This is a genomic window from bacterium (assembly GCA_030018315.1).
GTDB lineage: Bacteria > Hydrothermota > UBA3073 > JACQXS01 > JAGMCI01 > JASEGA01.
Genome location: JASEGA010000013.1, coordinates 36,008 through 55,756, shown reverse-complemented (window position 1 = coordinate 55,756; position 19,749 = coordinate 36,008). Strand labels below are relative to the sequence as shown.

Annotated in this window: 18 protein-coding genes and 2 tRNA genes; 6 read left to right on the top strand and 14 right to left on the bottom strand. The window is 33.8% G+C overall.

All coding sequences use genetic code 11. The features are described from left to right. The first annotated feature begins 278 nt into the window (after window positions 1–278). The 6 genes from QMD71_05700 (at window position 279) to QMD71_05675 (ending at window position 1,954) form a co-directional block, all read left to right on the top strand. Window positions 279–350 (top strand) — tRNA-Gly (locus tag QMD71_05700). A 70-nt stretch (window positions 351–420) separates the two neighbouring features. Next, window positions 421–493 (top strand) — tRNA-Cys (locus QMD71_05695). A gap of 58 nt (window positions 494–551) precedes the next feature. After that, a complete protein-coding gene (queF, locus tag QMD71_05690; GenBank protein ID MDI6840322.1) occupies window positions 552–953 on the top strand; it encodes a preQ(1) synthase in 402 nt (133 codons plus the stop codon). A gap of 24 nt (window positions 954–977) precedes the next feature. After that, a complete protein-coding gene (locus QMD71_05685) occupies window positions 978–1,187 on the top strand; it encodes a hypothetical protein (protein ID MDI6840321.1) in 210 nt (69 codons plus the stop codon). Between the two features lie 124 nt (window positions 1,188–1,311). Beyond that, window positions 1,312–1,650, top strand: a complete 339-nt coding sequence (locus tag QMD71_05680; protein MDI6840320.1) for a hypothetical protein — start codon at window positions 1,312–1,314, stop codon at window positions 1,648–1,650. A 43-nt stretch (window positions 1,651–1,693) separates the two neighbouring features. Continuing rightward, window positions 1,694–1,954 (top strand): T9SS type A sorting domain-containing protein, encoded by a 261-nt coding sequence (locus QMD71_05675; protein MDI6840319.1) that lies wholly within the window; start codon window positions 1,694–1,696, stop codon window positions 1,952–1,954. A gap of 75 nt (window positions 1,955–2,029) precedes the next feature. On the opposite strand, the gene QMD71_05670 is transcribed toward QMD71_05675, so the two are convergent. From QMD71_05670 to QMD71_05605, 14 genes are all read right to left on the bottom strand, one after another. After that, window positions 2,030–4,648, bottom strand: coding sequence for a hypothetical protein (locus QMD71_05670; GenBank protein MDI6840318.1), 2,619 nt, complete (start codon window positions 4,646–4,648; stop codon window positions 2,030–2,032). Window positions 4,649–4,964: 316 nt separating this feature from the next. After that, window positions 4,965–5,120 (bottom strand): hypothetical protein, encoded by a 156-nt coding sequence (locus QMD71_05665; GenBank protein ID MDI6840317.1) that lies wholly within the window; start codon window positions 5,118–5,120, stop codon window positions 4,965–4,967. Between the two features lie 407 nt (window positions 5,121–5,527). Beyond that, complete coding sequence (locus QMD71_05660; protein MDI6840316.1) at window positions 5,528–6,361, bottom strand: geranylgeranylglycerol-phosphate geranylgeranyltransferase; 834 nt, start codon at window positions 6,359–6,361, stop codon at window positions 5,528–5,530. Window positions 6,362–6,463: 102 nt separating this feature from the next. Beyond that, complete coding sequence (locus QMD71_05655; GenBank protein MDI6840315.1) at window positions 6,464–7,459, bottom strand: Gfo/Idh/MocA family oxidoreductase; 996 nt, start codon at window positions 7,457–7,459, stop codon at window positions 6,464–6,466. A gap of 187 nt (window positions 7,460–7,646) precedes the next feature. After that, on the bottom strand, window positions 7,647–7,964 hold the full coding sequence (locus QMD71_05650) for a hypothetical protein (protein MDI6840314.1): 318 nt from the start codon (window positions 7,962–7,964) through the stop codon (window positions 7,647–7,649). A 53-nt stretch (window positions 7,965–8,017) separates the two neighbouring features. Further along, entirely contained in the window at window positions 8,018–8,944 is a 927-nt protein-coding gene (locus tag QMD71_05645) for an NAD-dependent epimerase/dehydratase family protein (protein MDI6840313.1), read from the bottom strand. Window positions 8,945–8,971: 27 nt separating this feature from the next. Further along, complete coding sequence (locus QMD71_05640) at window positions 8,972–10,483, bottom strand: capsule assembly Wzi family protein (GenBank protein ID MDI6840312.1); 1,512 nt, start codon at window positions 10,481–10,483, stop codon at window positions 8,972–8,974. Between the two features lie 55 nt (window positions 10,484–10,538). Then, complete coding sequence (locus QMD71_05635) at window positions 10,539–11,927, bottom strand: undecaprenyl-phosphate glucose phosphotransferase (protein ID MDI6840311.1); 1,389 nt, start codon at window positions 11,925–11,927, stop codon at window positions 10,539–10,541. Next, complete coding sequence (locus QMD71_05630) at window positions 11,924–13,156, bottom strand: glycosyltransferase family 2 protein (GenBank protein MDI6840310.1); 1,233 nt, start codon at window positions 13,154–13,156, stop codon at window positions 11,924–11,926. The genes QMD71_05635 and QMD71_05630 overlap by 4 nt, the downstream gene beginning before the upstream one ends. A gap of 37 nt (window positions 13,157–13,193) precedes the next feature. Beyond that, the gene (locus QMD71_05625) at window positions 13,194–14,669 is read right to left on the bottom strand and encodes a radical SAM protein (GenBank protein ID MDI6840309.1); all 1,476 of its coding nucleotides are present in this window, start codon (window positions 14,667–14,669) and stop codon (window positions 13,194–13,196) included. Further along, window positions 14,666–15,778 (bottom strand): glycosyltransferase family 1 protein, encoded by a 1,113-nt coding sequence (locus QMD71_05620; protein MDI6840308.1) that lies wholly within the window; start codon window positions 15,776–15,778, stop codon window positions 14,666–14,668. Before QMD71_05620 ends, QMD71_05625 begins: the two co-directional genes overlap by 4 nt. Continuing rightward, complete coding sequence (locus QMD71_05615; GenBank protein MDI6840307.1) at window positions 15,775–16,845, bottom strand: glycosyltransferase family 1 protein; 1,071 nt, start codon at window positions 16,843–16,845, stop codon at window positions 15,775–15,777. The genes QMD71_05620 and QMD71_05615 overlap by 4 nt, the downstream gene beginning before the upstream one ends. After that, complete coding sequence (locus QMD71_05610; protein ID MDI6840306.1) at window positions 16,842–18,122, bottom strand: flippase; 1,281 nt, start codon at window positions 18,120–18,122, stop codon at window positions 16,842–16,844. Before QMD71_05610 ends, QMD71_05615 begins: the two co-directional genes overlap by 4 nt. Next, window positions 18,119–19,498: a hypothetical protein gene (locus tag QMD71_05605; protein ID MDI6840305.1), complete on the bottom strand. Its 1,380-nt coding sequence runs from the start codon at window positions 19,496–19,498 to the stop codon at window positions 18,119–18,121. Before QMD71_05605 ends, QMD71_05610 begins: the two co-directional genes overlap by 4 nt. Window positions 19,499–19,749 lie beyond the last annotated feature (251 nt).

The following is a 19,749-nucleotide window of genomic DNA, read 5'->3' as shown; positions in this document are numbered from 1 at the left end:
AAGAGATGCTGCCTGATATCCTTTGAGTTCTCCTCTCAGAAGTTGTTGCAAGACTTCATACTTTATGAGGTCTCTCATTGTAATATTAAACTTCTTTTCTTTCATGGCAACCTTCTATCATTTTAATTTTAGAAGGTTGCTTTTTAAAATCAAAAAAACATTTCTAAAAATTTAACATTTTCACGTAATAATTATCTTTAACATTTTAAAATAATAACTACACAAAGCAAATAAAACTTGACAAGAATAGGTTCTTCTTTTATATTTTAGTTTAATTTGCGGGGGTAATTCAGTGGTAGAATGCTTGCTTGCCAAGCAAGTCGTCGCGGGTTCGAGCCCCGTCCCCCGCTTAAAGCAGGGATTAGTGGTAAGGTATTCTTTATTATTACTAACCACTTCATACTAATCACCGTAGTCTAAGGCGCGGTACCCAAGTGGCTAAGGGAGCGGTCTGCAAAACCGCGATTCGTCGGTTCAATTCCGACCCGCGCCTTAATTAAACCAAAGTGAAATCAAAAAAACACATTTACGATGACCGTGTCCCATCTGATATAGAGTTAAAGGCAAAAAGGGCGGTAGGGAAGAGTTTTGAGCCATCAGTTGTTGACAGCTCAATTCTTGTCACCTTTCCATACGAATATCCATATCGTCATATTCAGATGGAGCATACTACAGATGAATTCACCTGTGTATGCCCTTTTAGTGAGCTGCCAGACTATGCCACTATTACCATTAAGTATGTACCCAATAAGTTATGTATAGAATTGAAATCTTTAAAGTATTACTTGTACTCTTATCGCCAAGTCAGAATATTTCATGAACATGCAGTAAATAAAATCTTAGAAGACCTTGTAGCGGTTTTAGACCCATTGGAGATGACTGTTGAGGCTAAGTTTGCTGTCAGGGGGGGTATAGCTACTACATCTACCGCATCCTACAAGAAAAAGCATTGATAAGACATGAGAAAGGGATGGATAATGTTTAAAGGGATTTTTTATCTAATAATCGGTGTATGGCTTGTAGCATTGCCACAAGTCGTAAATTCTGTCACATGGACAAGGACTTATGGAGGAGAATTAAGTGATGAAGGTAACTCAGTTGCTCTCACTGCTGATGGTGGCTACATAGTGGTTGGTTCCACCAATTCATATGGCGCAGGCAGCGCGGAATCAATTTTTGGCTTGTAAAGACGGATTCACTTGGTAATAGAAGTTGGGAGCAAATAATTACTTCACCTGAGTATGATGAAGTTGGCTATGGTGTACAGCAGACGAGCGATGGTGGCTATATTATGGTTGGATATACAGAGCCTTGGGGGCAGGTGGTCAAGAAGTACTGCTTATAAAGCGAAATTCTGATGGTGGTCCAAGCTGGTGGAATTATTTTGGGGGAAGTGGCGACGATTGTGGGTATGGAATTCAACAGACTACTGATGCCGGTTATATCATAGTTGGATACACGGCCTCATATGGGGAAGGTGGTAAGGATATATGGCTTATAAAGACGGACACAGGTGGTGATACACTATGGACAAGGACATTTGGCGGCCCTTATAGTGATGAAGGACACTTAGTCAAACAGACAGCTGATGGCGGTTATATCATTGTAGACTCCACTTATTCATATGGTGCAGGTATAAGTGATGTATAGCTTATAAAGACTGATTCCCTTGGTAATATAGGAATAGAAGAAAATGCAAGATGCAAGATTAGAAGTCTATCCCAATCCTGTATACAAAAAGGCAGTAGTAAAGGTTTTATCTCCAGTAAATGAAAGGGCAAGTTTATCCATATATGATGTTTCTGGCAGAAAGTTAAGTGAGCTATGGGCAGGAAATATTATGAGTACTAAAATTATATCATTGGATATAAGCAAGTTTAATCAGGGCATTTATTTCATAGCACTTAATCTGGGCTCGTATACTACTGCAAATAAGATTGTAATTTTGAGATAAGAAGTTTTTACCAAGTTATTCTATCTCCTTCTTTCTCCAGTTATCTTTATCCTAACTTGATTTGGCGTTGCTAATTTATATACCTAAATTTATTGCGTCAATTCCTATATAGAATTTAATGTTCCCAGTTTTATTGGTAGCGATTCCTAATTTTGGTGCTGCTTTTATAAGTCCAAGCATAGTACCGGTCTCAAGTTTTAATTCCATTCCACATGATAAGTTGTATTCACCATCTATTGCAAATGCGACATCAGTAAAAATAGCTGCACACAAATCTTCAAAGAATAGATTAGGATTCCATAACCCCTTCCTTATTTTTAAAATTGGATGTGCATACTCGAGAGTTAAAGAGCTGCCAGTCTTAGTATAAAGTTGGTCATAGCCGCGTATTTTTATACCAATAGGGTCTGGATTCTCTTTGTCACTGTATCCTTTTGCTGAAATCCTTAGTTCACCCCCTTTTATATAATTTCTAATCCCAGCCTCCACACTATAAGCAGTGCGTTCAATATTTGAGCCAAATTTACCTCGTTCTACCGATGACTCTACTCCTACAAATACATCTGTATATGGGAAAGTAAACTCTATAACTAAGCCTGGTTTAAGTTCTTTTCTTGAGAAATCTTCTTTGAAAGCTTTGCCTCTGAGATATAAAGATAGGCTTGATAACCCAGGACTTAGACTCATAAATAGAGGGTAGGTGATTCCAAGTCCAGCTGTAATCTTTGATCGGTATTCCATATCTATACTAATAGGTGATAAAAATAGCGATCGTAGAAATGAAGATAAAAATGGCGTCTCTTCAATAGGGTCGTAGCCAAAGGAAACAGTGTAAAAATTCTCATAGGTCGCATCTGCACCAACAAGTATGCAACCGAGTGACCATTTTTTGAATGTAGTATCAGCTGGAAGTATAAAAGGAATGCGAACAGCTGGCTTTAAAGCAGTGCTTAAGACATCAAAGTAGCCACCATGTGATATACTCAACTTGTTTTTTGAGAAGTCGGGTCTATCACTAACAAGCCACTTTTTTGGCGTATACTCTACAAAGTCTATCTTCTTTTTGTATATGTCAAAACCAGCTTTTGTGTCTCCTATAAAATATAGATTATCATTAGAGAATACTCCGTTAGTAGCATAACCTCCTTGTGTAAGCTGGTATAGTTTATGGTCTAAAATATCATAACCGTAAATTGAGTATATTTTATCATAATTAGCAGTAAATAAAAGTGTATCACCAACAAGCCAGATATTGGACTCAGACCAAGGAGTGGTAGCAATAGGGGTAAGTCTTTTGCTGCTTAAATCAAGTAAATATACATCCCAATTTTTGTAATCCGTCCGTGCTGATGTTACGATATATTTAGAATTAGCAATTAGTTCTCCTAAGAGATAATCAGTAACCCATAATTGCTCTTTTTTACCACCCCGGTATAGCCAGAGCTCTGAGCCAAACTTATGCTGTCTATCCTTTGAATATAGAATAGACCCATCTTCTAACACACAGAATGCACGTATAGCGTCAGAAAATATGACTTTATCTTTGCCAGTTTTTAAATCGTTCATATGGAGCAAAGAAATAATCCCAAAACCCATCATGCTTGCATTAGCGTAGCCTTTTTTGAATTCATAGGTTGTGTAGTATAGTTCATTATTTTTAACTCTTAACGGAGTAGAAACTGGGCTTGTAAGTGAGACGAGGGTTTGCTCTTTCTGGGTATCAATGTTAAACTCAACAATCTTATAAAACTCAAATCCTTTCAGAGCATCAGTTTTCTTTGGGTAAGTATGTACGTAGTATAGCTTGTTTCCATCGTTTACGAGATACTTAACGAAATCACCCTTTTTAGTTACCCTGTCACCATCTATCTTCCAGTCCTTGTATTTTTTCTCCTCATAACGCTTCCAAGCCGAGAACAACGATGGTAAGTCTTTACCATAAGTTATTCTTGCTGCCATATCTATGCCAAAAAATGGAAAGAGTTGACCAAAAAAAGGAGCCCAGAAAAACGAGCCATAGATGTCAAACAGTTGCGAAAAGCGGTCTTTGCCATAAGTATCGGCAAGATAATTAAAAAACTCGCCCCCATAAAGATAAATACCAGTACGATATGGAAACTCTAATGGAGAATAGGTAGCAGTATGAATAGATGGAAGTTTGCCCTCTTTTGCTCTTGCTCCTATGTATGCATCAAAACAGCCGTCATTTAGACGACCTTCGTAATTTGAGAGCTGTGACTCAGAGTATACAGTAATGCCTTCCACTACCCAACCAGGTGAAAAAAGATTAGGCTGAAAAATTCTACCAAATAGTGTAGTTACAGCACGAGAAACACCTGCCGTTTTTGTCAAATGGCACATATGGGTATACTCATGGAGTGATACCAGGCGGTACCAGTTTTCAGTACTACTGGCAAAGATACCCGATGGTGGATAGGTATATATATGAATATTATTAAATATTGGGTCAGCCATTCCATTAGATACAGTTCCTATATCCTCAATAACAATAGGTAGATGTTTAGGCCTGTTACCTGTGAGAGCAGTAACTTCACTACGATAGTATTCAAGATTATTTAATACTTCTGTTGCCTCCCACTCATAGCCCGGCTTATAGATAACAGTAAAGTTGTCCGTTTTTACACTCTTCCAATCAAGCCAACCAAATAATAAAAATGCAGTCAAAAAAGTCATCTCTCCCCTTTTGGTTATGTCAGTAATTTTGTGTAATCCTGTCCTGACGACAGGTCAGGATTCAACATAACCTTCCTTACTTATCATGGGTTTAAAATCTTTTTCTTCGCCAGGGTGGATTAGTCCTGTATAATCCCTATTTTTATATAAAGCATATTCTTCTACTTGTCAAGTCTTAAATTTCAAAATTTCGTCTGATGACCCCACATGGTATCCATCCTTTATAAAATTGTCAATAAAATTATCTAAAATTTTATAATTGTAGGTAAATTGAAAACTTTGGGGGAGACACTACTTTCAGTTTCCTCAAGTATTTCTATTGGAGTTTTTCGCCTCCTGTCTCTATTTTTTCATAGCTCGCAAAGATTGCAGCGTTAGTCCCATCTTTGGTCTCCCCATAAGTATGCCACTCACCCCCGGTTCTCACATCTCTTGCAGTAAATTCATATCTGGGAAGGTGTAATCTTTTCATTTAGGGCCAATATTTCTCTATATCCCAGAGATCTTTTGTATCTATCTCTATAATTTGAATGTGTTTCGGAGCCCTGGAATGCTCCTCAAGACCTCTCAATCCCTGTTTTTCATACCTTCTTCTTTAATCTTATATCAAACTTTGATACCCCTTTTATCATGTCATAATAAACCATCTTGAAAAACCTCCTTTAGCTGAATATAAGTTAATTTTGGAGATTTCTCAAGCTTTTTATTTGCAATTTTGCGTAACTCGTTTACTAAATCTTCTTTCATATCCATACGGATCCTGCGGAAACTTTAATCCTCTAATCCCCTGTATACCATGTATCTTCCCTATCACATAAAATCAAAAAATACAAATAAAAGAATTCACTATGCTCGTTAGGTTTGTTGAGTTCGTCAGATTCATGAATAATAACCTAAGTATAAAACACCTAATCCTATAAGCATATTAAACTTGAGTAATACTGAAGCTTTGGGTACAAATGCTGCATTTTTTAATAGTTTATAAATAATAAAACCGAGCCCCAAATCCATACAAACTAATACAGCAATAAGATAAAATATTCCATACAGATGGGCTATGAAAGGCACTGGTGTAGATAGAATAAGTATAGCTAATACTAAAATTACCAATCTAATAGCAGCTTCAGTACCATACTTAATAGGGAACGATTCACTTTTAGCCATCCTGTCCCCTTCTGCATCTTCTATATCTTTTAGTATTTCTCGTCCCAAATGCAACATAAATGCAAACGCAAATGGTACAAGTGTTGGGAGACACGCTTTCACAGCCACTCCACCGTATATAAACGGTAGCCCACCAAGATATGCTACAATAAGGTTACCCGTTATTCCCCTTTTTTTAAATTCAAAGTTATAAATCAAAAGTAACATTGTTGCAAGAGTAGCAATAATAAATTCGGCTGATGATATCTTAATGCTGACTCCAATTCCAATTCCAAATAGTATTATGGATATGATAATAGCCTGCGTTTTTGTAATTCTACCTTTTGGTATTGGTCTTTCAGGTCTATTTTTGCTGTCTATTTCAGCGTCAACATAGTCATTTATAGCATTACCTGCGCTTATTATTAAAAAGCAACTTATGCATGCAAGTATTATCTTTGTGTAAACCATTTCTTTATGTGTTAATAGTGCTCCAATAAAGACAGCTATCATCCCAATTATTCCATTAACTGGTCTAATTATCTGTAATAATGGAACAAATTTTTTCATCAATAGGCTGTCTGATAATCCAAAAAATCATCACGAAGATACGTATGAATAAAATTACGCCATTGAGATTGCTTCGCTACCGCTCGCAATGACAGGTTGGGCTTACCTGATTTGTATAGGTATTCCTTCCTTGTAAAGCGATCTTTGAGCTGCTTGTAATATCTTTGTCACCTTGATTCCATTTTCTCCATCTGACAGTGGTTTACTTCTTTTTATCACGCATTCTATGAAGTGCTGGCACTCTAATCTTAACGGCTCATTCATTTCAATCTTTGGTATTAGTATATCACCTGTCCTAATAGTTAAAGTTTTGGCGTACGATTTAAAAGAAGGTTTGTAATCAACTCCTTTATCATAGACTCGTAATTTTTCTATTGTTTCCATATCATCAAATACAGCCATCTTCTTAGCACCGACGACAGTAATTTTTCTTATTTTATGTGGGTCTAACCAAGATAAATGTATGTGTGCTATTACTTTATTAGTAAAATATAGGGTGATAAATACGACATCCTTAACTCCTTTTTGCAAATATGCCTCTCCGGTAGCTGTAATCTTATCTGGCATTTCATCCATCAAATATAGTATAACTGACACATCGTGTGGTCCGAAGCTCCACAGTGCATCCTCATCCTTCCTTATTTGGCCCAAGTTGACGCGTTGTGAATAGATGTAATATATGTCACCAAAAGTGCTATCTCTCACATATTCTTTTAGCTTTTTAACTGCTGGATGATAAAGTAAAATATGTCCTACCATAAGTATAAGTGCCCTCTCTTTAGCCAATTTTATAAGTTCTTCACCTTCCTGTATAGATAGTGTAAGTGGTTTCTCCACAAATACATCTTTATTAGCAACTAATGCTTTTTTTGCAATTTTGTAATGTGAGCCCGCTTCTGTAGCAACAACTATAGCATCTGCATTTGAAATTGCTTCATCAACATTTACAGTAGTCTTGATAGTTGAATACTCTCTACCCATTTTATTCAGTCTTTTCTTATCCTTATCACATATCACTTCGAGACATCCCATTTCACAAAAGTTTCTGATAAGATTGGGTCCCCAATAACCTGCCCCAATAACACCTACTTTAGGCATAATACCCCCCTTTAATAAAATCAAAAATTAAATATCAAATATCAAAAATATAACTGCATATGTCACGAATAAGCTACAAATCATATTTAATATGAAATAGATACCACGCAATTCCGCCTCTTAATAAGCATGGCAATGGGTCTACTTTTCCTACTTTTATATACTTAATATTTGGACCTATATTTTGTTATGAGACCTTTACTGAAGCATCCCATGTTCTCCACCTCCCAATTTCATGTCCATATTCATCTACGCCAACAGTTTCTCCTGTGGTGAAGTAAATAATATGTCCTCCAATAGCCCCTTGGTTGATTGGATGAACATAACCTAAGAAATTGTAATACATTCCCGGATAAAGCCCGGGTAGCCAAAATGCAGCGCCCATTCCAACTGGTCTTGCTCCGGGGTATATTATAAGAAAAAGCACCTCAGCCTCAGAAGTCCCTGCGTCCAAACAAAAGGGATAAAAAAGTAGAATTATAGCAAAAGTTATAAACTTTATCATTTCAAAAATGCAAAATTATAAACTCAGGTTGCATATGACACAGATTACACAGATTAAATATTTTTATAGTTCTTGAACCAGTTTATGGTTTGTCTAATGCCTTCTTCTAATGTTACCCTTGGTTTCCATTTGAGCAACTTTTCTGCTTTCCTACAATCTAAAATGCTTCTATCCAGCTCTCCTCTTCTCTTTGGCTTATACAAAGGTGTAATTGAATATTTAGTAATCTCTTTCATAATTGAGAATAGTTCATTAACTGAAGTAGGTCTACCTGTCCCTATATTAAATATTTCATTCTCTCCTTTATTCATAGCAAGTATAGTAGCATCAACTGCATCTTTCACATATACATAATCTCTAATCATTTTTCCAAACCCATAAATGGTACATTGCTTGTTATTAAGCATTTGTTTTGTAAATATAGCTACAACTCCTGCCTCACCATCCGGATTCTGTCTCTGTCCATATACATTTGCATACCTGATAATTGTATACTTAATGCCGTATTCTTTGCCGTATAACTCTAAATACTTTTCGCCTACAAGTTTAGATATTCCATAAGGTGAGGATGGTTTTGTTTCTACTTCCTCCGTTGCTTGCTTGTTGGTATCTCCGTAAATAACACCTCCTGAAGATGCGAATATGAACTTCCTAACTCCTGCCTCCTTGGCGGCTTGTAGTATATTTATTGTCCCGATAATATTTGACTTAGCATCAAGTATAGGATTAGAGAAGGATTTCCTAACATCTATTTGGGCGGCGAGGTGGAATATATAATCTATTTTTTCCTGTTTAACAATCTGAAAAATACCTGTGTCTTCAACTTTTAGCTTATAAAATTTAGCCTTCTTGTGTAAGTTTTCAAGTTTTCCTTGAGATAAGTCATCTATTACTACTACTTTCTCACCCTGTTTTATAAGTTCGTGTACCAGATTTGACCCAATAAATCCGGCACCGCCTGTAACAAGTATATTAGACATAGTTAATACTAATTACAAATTACAAATTTAGATAAAAACATTTATTGCCAGTTTAGCTCTCACCTGCGTAACTGATTTGTCTGAATTCCAATAATTTTTAATTATACTTCCCCATATTCCACCAGATATAGATAATTTTGAGCCATTTAAGAATGCTTTAACTCCTAATATGTTCCTTCTATCAGGACATTCTGTAGGTGACTTCATCCCTCTCGCATTCGGGAACTCTTCTTTTTCCCATTCCCACGGTATCTCTAATTTTCCTTCACCGTGAGCTAAATTTTCATAACTTATGGAAACTCCATGAATAGCAGATAGCCATCTTATATACTCTAAATATAAATCAATAACATCTGAGCCTGCCCAAAATCCGAGCGGAATACCTCCATATGTCCAATGTGTTATACCTGACCTATGTGCATATGTCCATCTATTTACATAAGTAGCTTCAATTCTCAAATCACTCTTTGGCATTGCAAAGTATAATCCTCCAAGTATACCGTAAAGGCTGGGCTGCACTTCTTTTGACCAAATTACATAGTCATCGTTAAGGAATTCGAAGTAAATTTTAGTCCCCCTTTTTGGGACTATACTAATATCCACAGTCGCCATCAAATTATCGTCTCCACTCCTTCCTCTTCGTTCAGTAATGTAATAAAGACCAAGTGGGTTAAAGTATTTAAATATGTCCTCCTTCGTGTGCAATACTCCTTCTGATATTCCGATTATCATTTTCTTGTGCAAGCAAATCTCCACCCTTTGTGCCGACATTCGTTTTAATTCAAGTGAGTCTTGAATTCCAGCATTAAACGCATATAAGCTAATACTACCAATTTTTGTCTTTATGTTGTACACGAAATCTATAGGTGATGAGAACCCTGAAATAAATAGTGTTCCCCTACATCCTGGTCCCCACCTAACTTTATCCTTGCCAATTTCAACCCTAATAGATGATAGATTAAACACTCCATAAGCCCTATCTGCTTTGACTTCAAGCACCTCTTTTTCTCCAACAACTGGTGCCTGTTCCCAGTTATGCAGGATAAAATCTGGTTGTATATCTGGGTCATAGTATGGAATAGGGTCCTTTAATTTTCTTTGTTCATTAAATATCGTAGTCTTATTATATCCATAAAAGATATTACCAACCTCTACCTGCACCCATGGGCTGAGGCAAGAGAAAAATTCTCTTTCCCCGCTAGGGGCGCCCCACCCTTTTCCACCTAAATCTGCACCCAATAGAATATTTTTATTATTCACTTTTCTGCACTCAATCTCTTTTTCCAAAGTCTCAATCATCTGCATATCAAACGGGCGCATGCCCGTATCATTCTCATCTTTTTGTTTAAACTCATTCAGTATAGTTTCTATCTCTCCTTTTGACAGTGGCAAGCTATAACACGACAAATTTCCAGTTCTTACACTTATTCGTTCAATCTTTGCATATACCCAATTTATATGTCTTGAATCTAATTCATCCTCAAACTTGTATAGTTGCAAATTTGTAGCTGTTAAAAAAATATATAAAGTTATAATCATTGTGTAAACGAATTAGCCGAATAAAATCTACTCTTCATTATAACACTAAATAACACTAATATGCGTTTTCACCTCTAATGATGGCACTGAGTGTTGTCAACAGTATTTTTATATCAAACCCGAGTGACCAATTTTCTATATAATATAAGTCATATTCCACCCTTTCCTTAATTGAACTATTTCCACGTAGTCCATTGACTTGTGCCCATCCCGTAATTCCTGGTCTAACTCTATGGCGTTCAAGATACCTTGATATCTCTTCACTAAATTTTTCGACAAACTCCGGTCTTTCAGGTCTAGGGCCGACGAGGCTCATCTGTCCTTTAATCACATTGATAAGCTGTGGAATCTCATCTATTCCCCATCTTCTAATCACTCTACCAATATTTGTAGTCCTCGCATCGTTAGCGGTAGCGAATACAGGTCCTGTAGTTTCTTCCGCATTCATCTCCATACTTCTAAACTTAAGTATCTCAAACACTTTCTCATCTTTTCCAATTCTTTTCTGCCGATAAAATAAAGGTCCTTTTGAAGACAGTTTTATAATTATTGAAATCACAAGTGTAAGAGGTGCTAATATAATGAGGAGTATACTTGTAACGACAACATCAAAAATTCTCTTTGTTAATGCATTCCAGTATGTTAATGCAAACTCCTTAATTCCGAGCATAGTAAATCCATCCAAGTCGTAATACTCAATCTTTGATGTCAGCAGTTCGTAAGGGTCTGGTACAAACTTCAGGTCAACTGGTAATCCATTGCATCTAAGAAGTATTTTAGCTGCTTTCTTATGTTCAGACAAAGGGAAAGTAAGTATTAGTGTATCTATTTTATTCTTTTCTATTATTTCTCGTATTTGAAAAAGATTACCAAGTATAGGTAGGTCATTTCCATCTTCTCTTTCTGTAATCTTGCCTACAAGTCTATATCCAGTGATTGGATTTTTCTTAAATCTTTCAATTACCTCCTTTGCTCTATTCCCTCCCCCAACTATACATGCATTATGCACTGCTATCCCTTTACGGTACAAAGCCATCTTTACAACCCTAATAATTCCCTTTCCACTCATGATTAATACGCCACTAATGATACAAGCAAGTAAAATAGTAACTCTTGAGAACAAGAACTCTCTATAAAAGAAAATGGGTGCAAGCACAATAACTGTTCCTATAATTATTCCCTTAATAACTTCGTAAGTTTCGTCCACTACTGACCTCACCTTTTTTGTGTCATAAACTTTTGACAGATATAATATAGCAATCCATACCACCATAGCAAACACAGCCATTGATAAATAAGGTCCGATTGCAGGTATTCCTTTGGTAATTGGAATTAGCCTTGAATAAAACCTTATTAAGTAGGCTAAGATAAAAGCTATAAAAATGGAAATAGCATCTAAAATAATAGGTGCCAAAAATAATATGATATCACTCTTCTTTCTCATAATCCCATAGATTCTTCCCCTTCGCTACGCTCATTATCAGAATGACAATCTTTTAATTTCTCCTCTAACTTTGCCCTTTCTATCTTCGTCCATATCGGCTTTTTATCGCCTATTATGTATTTAATAACTCCTACTATCTGTGCACTATTTGTCAAACAAAAGTAAAATGGCAATCTAAATACTTCTTTTATCTTAGATTCTTCGCTTTGCTCAGAATGACGGGGGGCGTATTGCAATACGCCCCTACCACTTTTTATTTCAAATATAAACCCAATAACTGCAAAGCTATAAAAACACATTTGCAGTAATAATAATATACTATAAAAAGTCCCATAAGTAAATATATTTGAAATAAGTGCTGCAATCATAAATACTCCTCCAGCCCATCGTAGTATCTTATGCGACACAATTTGTAGCGCAGTTTTTTTTATTCCGTAATCAATTATAGATGTAATAGCACCTTCCATTATCCGTACTTTTCTTCTGAACTCATCAAAAATATTTACTGATGCTGTCTCATATGCAACTGCTTCTTTTTCAAGTACACTCCTGTATCCATTATTTATAACTGCTAATGAGACTGCTAAATCATCCATTATAATCCTATCCTCTTTCGGGAATGGGTAAAGTTTTCTTCTTACTGCATATATCGAGCCATCTGCAACACATGACCCAATTTTACTCTCTTTCTCTTTCAAAAACTTTTCCAGTTTCCAGTAGAGTCCCTCATATTTTCCTATTTTACCATCTTTTTTTACACTTTTAACCCCACATACACAACCTACACTTTCATCTTTGAAGTCGCGCACCAGTTTCTTTATAGCATCTTTCTCAAACATAGCATTAGCATCAGTAAGTACAATAATTTCACTCTCCACATCCTTTACTGTTTCATTTAATGTAGCCATCTTTCCTCTTCTTTGGTTGAATTTTTTAACTTTAATTTTATTAAATTTTTCTGCAATCTCTACTGTTTTATCTTCAGACCCATCGGAAGCAATAATTATATCAAGTTTACCTTGATAATCAAGCTCCAAGCTATTTTTAATCTTTTTTTTTATCACTTTTTCCTCATTATAGGCAGGAATAATAAGTGATACAGAGGGTAACAATGACTCATCCTTTTTATACAATTTTGGCTTTATCTTAGAAATAATAAGTAATAATAATGGATAGCCTATATACACATAACACAGTATTCCAATAGATAAGAATAAAATAACTTTCATCCTAATGAGGTTGTTTCGTTTACGCTTGCAATGACTTTCATTTAAAAGATATTAGGTATTTAGCAAAAGTTTTCGCTGCTTTAACTACCCTTTTTCCTTCTTTAGGACTTTTAACCACCTGCACCGCCTTTCTTACAATATAAGATAGTCTAATGTAAAACTCTCTTCTTGCTCTATCACAGAATTCAACCAGTTCTTTACTCTTAAGTTCCGGAAAATCCACTACGCAGTTATGCAGTCCGTCATTTGTAAGCCATCTACTATAATCATCAGTTATAAGATAACCTTCCTTTTTTACCCATTCGTATATTTCTGTTCCCGGGTATACCATTATTGGGAAAAACTGTGCCGTATCTGGATTCAACTCTTTAGCAAACTTCATCGTCTTTTCCATAGTCTCTTTTGTTTCACCCGGATTACCAACCATAAAGCATCCATGAATAAGTATTCCAATCCTTTTCGCGTCATTCATAAATTGTCTCATTATCTCGAGCCTTATCCCTTTTTTCATATTATCAAGTATTTTCTGTTCCCCTGTCTCAAATCCGACGCACATCAGCCTACATCCAGCTTCTTTCATAACTTTAAGTGTCTCAAAATCTACATCTGCCCTCGAATTACACGACCATCTAATATTAAGTTTGCGTTCAATTATGGCTTTACAAACCTCTTTACACCTCTTCCGATTCACAGTCAATGTATCGTCTTCAAACATAATCTCTCTAACTTCCTTGAATTCTTTACTAATAAATTCCAACTCATCAACTATATTTTTAACACTTCTAAATCTCAATTTCCTCCCACTAAAAGTCTGTGGGTACACGCAATAAATACACCTATGCGGGCATCCCCTTCCCCCTACAATTGTCACAATTGGGTACTGTGAGTGTGCGTAGAAGTATTTTGTATAATCAAGCTGCCTTTTATAGACCTGTGATACAAATGGAATTTCATCCAAGTTTTCAATGAACGGTCTATCAGGATTATGAATTATTTCTTTTCCATTTCTAAAACTTATTCCTTGAATCTTATCAAAAGCATTTTGCATTTTGCATTTTGCATTTTGCAATTCTTCAGCTATATCTCTAATTGTGTAGTCGTATTCACCTCTACATACAATATCAATTTTATCACTTAACTTCAATGTTTCTTCTGGAGTAGCTGATACATGTGGACCAACTAAAACAGTTAAGGGTTGGGAGTTGGTAGTTTGGAGTTGACTTTCTTTAAGTTTTTCTGCTATCTTGATGTCATTATAAATACTGGGGGTAGAAGTATCAATCACTATAAGCTCTGGCTTAAACTCTTGTATAATCTTTATTACATTATCCACATCAATTCCGCCTGCAGGTGCATCCACAAGTTTAACATTAAATCCATCCTTTTCCAGCACTCCTGTAGCATACGCCAGCCACATTGGATAATACAGGGTACCCGACTTAGTAATAGCTGGCGACCTCTGTTCACGAGAAAACCTCCCCTTAAATGGTGGATTAAGCATCAAAATATTCATTTTTCATTATAAACTTCTTCATATACTTTTAATGTTTCTTTTGCACATTTTTCCCATGAAAATAGTTTAATTCTTTCAAGTCCTTTGGCAACTAATTCTTCCCTAAATTGCGTGCAAGTGAGTACTTTCTGGATTGCATCTACAATGTCCTTTACGTTATAAGGGTCAACCAAAACGGCGGCATTACCTGCCACTTCCGAAAGTGCAGAGGTATTTGAAGTGATGACTGGGGTTCCACATGCCATGGCTTCAAGTATTGGTAATCCAAAACCTTCATGAAATGAAGGAAAAATGAAAACATCCGCGCACCTATATAATGAGGGTAAATAATTTTTATCAATTTTTTCTATAAAGATAACCTTATCGTTTAATGAAAGCTCAAAAACTCTTCTTAATACATTATGATATAACCAACCCTTTCTACCCGCTAAAATTAATTTATATTCTTGATGTATTCTTTGAATTTTATAAAAAGCATCAATAATAGAAATTACATTTTTACCTGGCTCAATCGTTCCAACATATAAAATATAAGGCTTATATTTCTCCCATTTCTCACAACCTCCTGTTTCCAGATTAAATATATTAGATACTCCATTATATATTACTTTTATTTTCCATCCATTCACACTACAATACTTAATTATTTCTTCTTTGCTACTATTGGAAACAGTAATAATCTTCTTTGCTAATTTTGCTGAATAGGGCACTAATTTTTTAAGAAAAAAAATTTTTAATTTACTAAATCGCTTACCTAATACAAACGATGTTACATCGTGGATAGTAAGTATTGAATTAGTTTGAAAAAAAATTGGCATTACATTATTTATCGAATGGCATAAATCAATTTTATATTTTTGAGCTAATAAAGGCACTAATAATTGTTCCATAAGTCTTCTAATTATAGGGTTTGTATTTGGTACACCAATTGATATAAATTTGAAATTTTTTTTGCTTACATAATAATTCTTAAAATTTCCCTTGCTTAAAAATATATAATATTCATTTTTGCTATCAAATTTTGCTAACCATTTTATTAAATTTTCAGCATAAACACGAGGTCCCATACTTTTAGTTGACTCAGATAATAAATTTATTCCTATTCTCATAAATTGTACACTTTCTTATATACTTCTAATGTTTTCTTTGCACTCAGTTCCCAAGTAAATAATTTACTTCTTTCAATTCCTTTATCAATTAATTCTTCTCTTAAATTTCTATTCTCTATAACTTTTATAATTGCATCTTTTATTTCTTCAACATTATGTGGGCTAACTTTAATTCCTGCATCAGATAAAATTTCTGGTATAGAAGAAACATTTGAGGCAATAATCGGTACCCCACACTTCATTGCTTCTAAAATAGGTAAACCAAAACCTTCATAAAACGAGACTAATACAAATACTTCAGCTCCATTATACAATAAAAATAATTCATCAATTGAGACATAATTTGTAAATATTACATCATTATCTTTTATTTCAGATAGAATTTTTTCACCCTGCCAACCAATAGGGCCTACTATCACTAATTGGTAATCATATCCTTCTCTTTTTAACAATTTGTATGCATTAAAAAGTGATTTTATATTTTTTCTTGGCTCAATATTACCAACTGTCAATATGTATTGCTTTTTTATTCCAAATAATTTAGATACTTTATCAAATGCCTCTGTTTTATTAATCCTACGAAATACTCCACTAGCTCCTAAATAAACAACTTCTATTTTTCCTTCTTCTACACCTAAAGTATTTATTATCTCATCTTTAATAAAATAAGAATTGGCTATGATTTTATCTGCTGATTTTGTTGATATTTTAAACATTATCCCCATATATATCTTATATTGTTTGCTACAAAATCTATTTGATATGATAGGGATTAAATCATGGATAGTAACTACATATTTTATATTAGGAAATTTAATTAAAGGAAGTCTTGCTACTGTTCCATGATATACATCAATTTTATCTTCTTTTAACTTTAAAGGTAGCCAAATTTGTTCCCATGCATCACCACGGAAGTGGTCGCACAACTTTACGCCCCAAGCCTTCTTATATGTAATATATGTATTTGTGGAATCAATTTTTTTAATTACCTCTATTAAATTTTTGGTATATGTCCCTAAGCCAACTTTTTCAAATACTGTAGCTCTACTATCTATCCCTATTCTCATTTTAATAGCGATTTAAACTCACCAATTGAACTTCTTTGTATTAAAATTACATCTTTTACTTTTATTTTTGCTCTTTTTATAAATATTAAAATTGAGCAAGAAGCACCTACAAAATATGATATTGTGGATGCGATTGCCGCACCTATCATACCATACTTTGGGATAAGTAGTAAGTCTAAACTAATTGTAAAGATTGCAGAAACAGCTGTTATATAAGTCCCATATTCTGGCTTACCTTGTCCTTGAAAATTACTTGTTATTATTCTTGTAATCCCCATAAATATAATCCCAGGAAGTAAAATTAGAAATGGTGTGATTGAAAGATAAAACTCTTTACCCACAGTTAGAAATATTATAGGCTTTATTATAAGAGCAAATAATATGCTGCCTAAAAACATTAAAAATACTGTATGTTTTAATATTAAAGAAGTAAACTCATTACCTTCATTATTTGATAGTTTAGCGACCTTTGGAAATAGTGTCATACCAAATGCTTCTGGTAATTTATAAAGTATTTCAGCAAATGAAACAGAAATAGAATAATAACCCACTTCTCTTATAGGCTTGAAATAATTTAAAATAAACATATCTAATCTCTTATTAACAAAATCAATAATAAAGCCTGCCTTATTTCTTATTCCAAACCAAGCTGTTGATTTTAATAATGATAAATTAGGTGGACCAGGTCTTCCATAAGGTAATAAATAAAATTGAACAACTATTCCTGCTATCATTGTTGAAACTAAAATAGAAATTATAGCACCTAAAATCTTAAATTTAATAATTAAAAAAGTACAAAGAATGAAATTTAATCCATGATGGATAATAAAAGTTAAATTAAATTTAACAAAATCACCATGCCCTTGAAGTAATGCTCTACTATAAATTAAGAAAATGAAGAATGGTATACTTGTAGTTATTATGATAAAATGCTTGTATTCTAAATTTTTTAATACTTTTGTAAAGAAAAAATCTCTATAAGTATAAAGAATAAAAATAGATATGCCACTCATAATAATGCCTAATATAAATGAGTTAGAAAATATTGTTTTGTGATTATTCTTATCTTTTGCAATCATATATATGTTTCCTTCGTCTAAACCTAATCCTGCAATTACTGAAAAAATAAATGGGAATAGATAAGCAATTGTTGCTATACCTTTACCCTCCGGTCCTAATATTCTTGCAATCAGTATGCTGTAAATAAATCCAATTATTAATATAATAAGTTGCGTTATAAATGTAATTTTCGTATCTTTAATATATTTTCTTATCATTTCATATATTTTCTGGTTAAACATTCAATCATAGCAAAATTAGTTGCCCAAAGAAAAACATATCTATCATGAATTAACATATCATTAGTAAAACCAATAACACTCATACCACCTATTAAAAACAAAGAGCTTAAAGAATATATTTTCTCTTCCGGATTTTTAGTAGTCCGGAATAAAAATATACACCGATTAAAAAATATAAATAAAACAATCAAATAAGAAATTAAGCCAAAATAACCTAACTTCCAGAGCAAAAATGCATAGCAATTGTCAACCGAATTATTTTCAAGAGAAACTTGCCTTCCTAACATTGCACGACTTACATAATAATCACCCAAACCTTTACCAAAAATAAAATCTATTATTGATGTTCTTCTACTAAATGCCACTTCTATTTCTCTATTTCTTGTAACCCAAGAAATGTCCCTTGTTATCAACGAAAGATTTGTAATTACAGCAGTTCTATGTAAAAGTGGCGTCAAATTTATATTTAAGGTTTTAGAAATAATTTTTAACCCTCCAAAAATTAGAATAAATAAGGTAAACAATGTAGTGAAGAAAGTTAAATATTTTCTCTTTAACAAAAGTAAGAAAAAAAACAAAATTAAAGAAAATCCGACAGTAATCCATAGTGCTCTTTGGTATGAAATAATAACACTTGGCAAAATAATAATAAGACCAATGATTGCGATTGCTTTTCTTTTTGTAGAATCTGAATATACTAATGTAGCGCCAATATAAGGTATGGTTAATTGAGCCATCTGAACATGGGCAGCGCAAACTCTCAAACCCCTTGAAAGGTAACCCGAATATAAAAATTGTAAACCAATTATTATAGAAATACCAAATAGAAACTCATAAAATATTCTTGTATTTTTTTCTTTAATTACCGAGTTTAAAAATATAAAATATGTGAGATAATAAAATATTGGTATAAAATCTTGTGCAAAATATTTAATTTTATTTCCATTCATAATCCCTATAATTGATGAGAATAAAAAAGATAGCATAAATACTATCATTGCTAAGTCCATAGAGGTAAATTTAATTTCATGGGTATTCATTAACATCCATATAATCCAATAAAACATTATCAACAAAAACAATGGTAAGCCAATAAGATTTGTATAACCAATATGTAACCAACGAAAATCAATAAATATATATCTAATTGCAGGAAAAGCAAGTGAATAAAATAAAATTAAGAAAAAGACCTTTTCTACAGAAAATAATGTAATCCCTAATATTAGGAGAGCGAAAAATGTAGTAAAAATAATTAACCAACTGTTAGTTTTACTATATAACCCTAAAAATGCAAAAAATACAACAATCTGAAAAATAAGAAAAGTTAAGAATAATTTTTTATCCTGGCCCACATTCCTCAAGCCAATTTTTTGATAGTTAAGATGTAGATTCATGCCTGTATCAAAACCTTATTCGGTAGTGGCTGACTATAATCTCCTTTCTTTTTCTGCCTGGAAGACCATTTTTATAGCATCCGGGCGCGTCCCTACAATTATAAGAACTTTTTTCATATGTCTCTCATACCTCACAAGAACCAGAGTTTAAAATTATACTTTAATTCGGATAGGGAATAATTTAGAAATTTTTTTCTACTGAGTTTAAA

What these genes read in the sequence shown, in the direction of transcription:
- QMD71_05685 (MDI6840321.1), top strand. Translation starts at nt 978, where the DNA reads ATGTTTAAAGGGATTTTTTATCTAATAATCGGTGTATGGCTTGTAGCA.
- QMD71_05675 (MDI6840319.1), top strand. Translation starts at nt 1,694, where the DNA reads ATGCAAGATGCAAGATTAGAAGTCTATCCCAATCCTGTATACAAAAAG.
- QMD71_05670 (MDI6840318.1), bottom strand. Translation starts at nt 4,648, where the DNA reads ATGACTTTTTTGACTGCATTTTTATTATTTGGTTGGCTTGATTGGAAG.
- QMD71_05665 (MDI6840317.1), bottom strand. Translation starts at nt 5,120, where the DNA reads ATGAAAAGATTACACCTTCCCAGATATGAATTTACTGCAAGAGATGTG.
- QMD71_05660 (MDI6840316.1), bottom strand. Translation starts at nt 6,361, where the DNA reads ATGAAAAAATTTGTTCCATTATTACAGATAATTAGACCAGTTAATGGA.
- QMD71_05655 (MDI6840315.1), bottom strand. Translation starts at nt 7,459, where the DNA reads ATGCCTAAAGTAGGTGTTATTGGGGCAGGTTATTGGGGACCCAATCTT.
- QMD71_05650 (MDI6840314.1), bottom strand. Translation starts at nt 7,964, where the DNA reads ATGATAAAGTTTATAACTTTTGCTATAATTCTACTTTTTTATCCCTTT.
- QMD71_05645 (MDI6840313.1), bottom strand. Translation starts at nt 8,944, where the DNA reads ATGTCTAATATACTTGTTACAGGCGGTGCCGGATTTATTGGGTCAAAT.
- QMD71_05640 (MDI6840312.1), bottom strand. Translation starts at nt 10,483, where the DNA reads ATGATTATAACTTTATATATTTTTTTAACAGCTACAAATTTGCAACTA.
- QMD71_05635 (MDI6840311.1), bottom strand. Translation starts at nt 11,927, where the DNA reads ATGAGAAAGAAGAGTGATATCATATTATTTTTGGCACCTATTATTTTA.
- QMD71_05630 (MDI6840310.1), bottom strand. Translation starts at nt 13,156, where the DNA reads ATGAAAGTTATTTTATTCTTATCTATTGGAATACTGTGTTATGTGTAT.
- QMD71_05625 (MDI6840309.1), bottom strand. Translation starts at nt 14,669, where the DNA reads ATGAATATTTTGATGCTTAATCCACCATTTAAGGGGAGGTTTTCTCGT.
- QMD71_05620 (MDI6840308.1), bottom strand. Translation starts at nt 15,778, where the DNA reads ATGAGAATAGGAATAAATTTATTATCTGAGTCAACTAAAAGTATGGGA.
- QMD71_05615 (MDI6840307.1), bottom strand. Translation starts at nt 16,845, where the DNA reads ATGAGAATAGGGATAGATAGTAGAGCTACAGTATTTGAAAAAGTTGGC.
- QMD71_05610 (MDI6840306.1), bottom strand. Translation starts at nt 18,122, where the DNA reads ATGATAAGAAAATATATTAAAGATACGAAAATTACATTTATAACGCAA.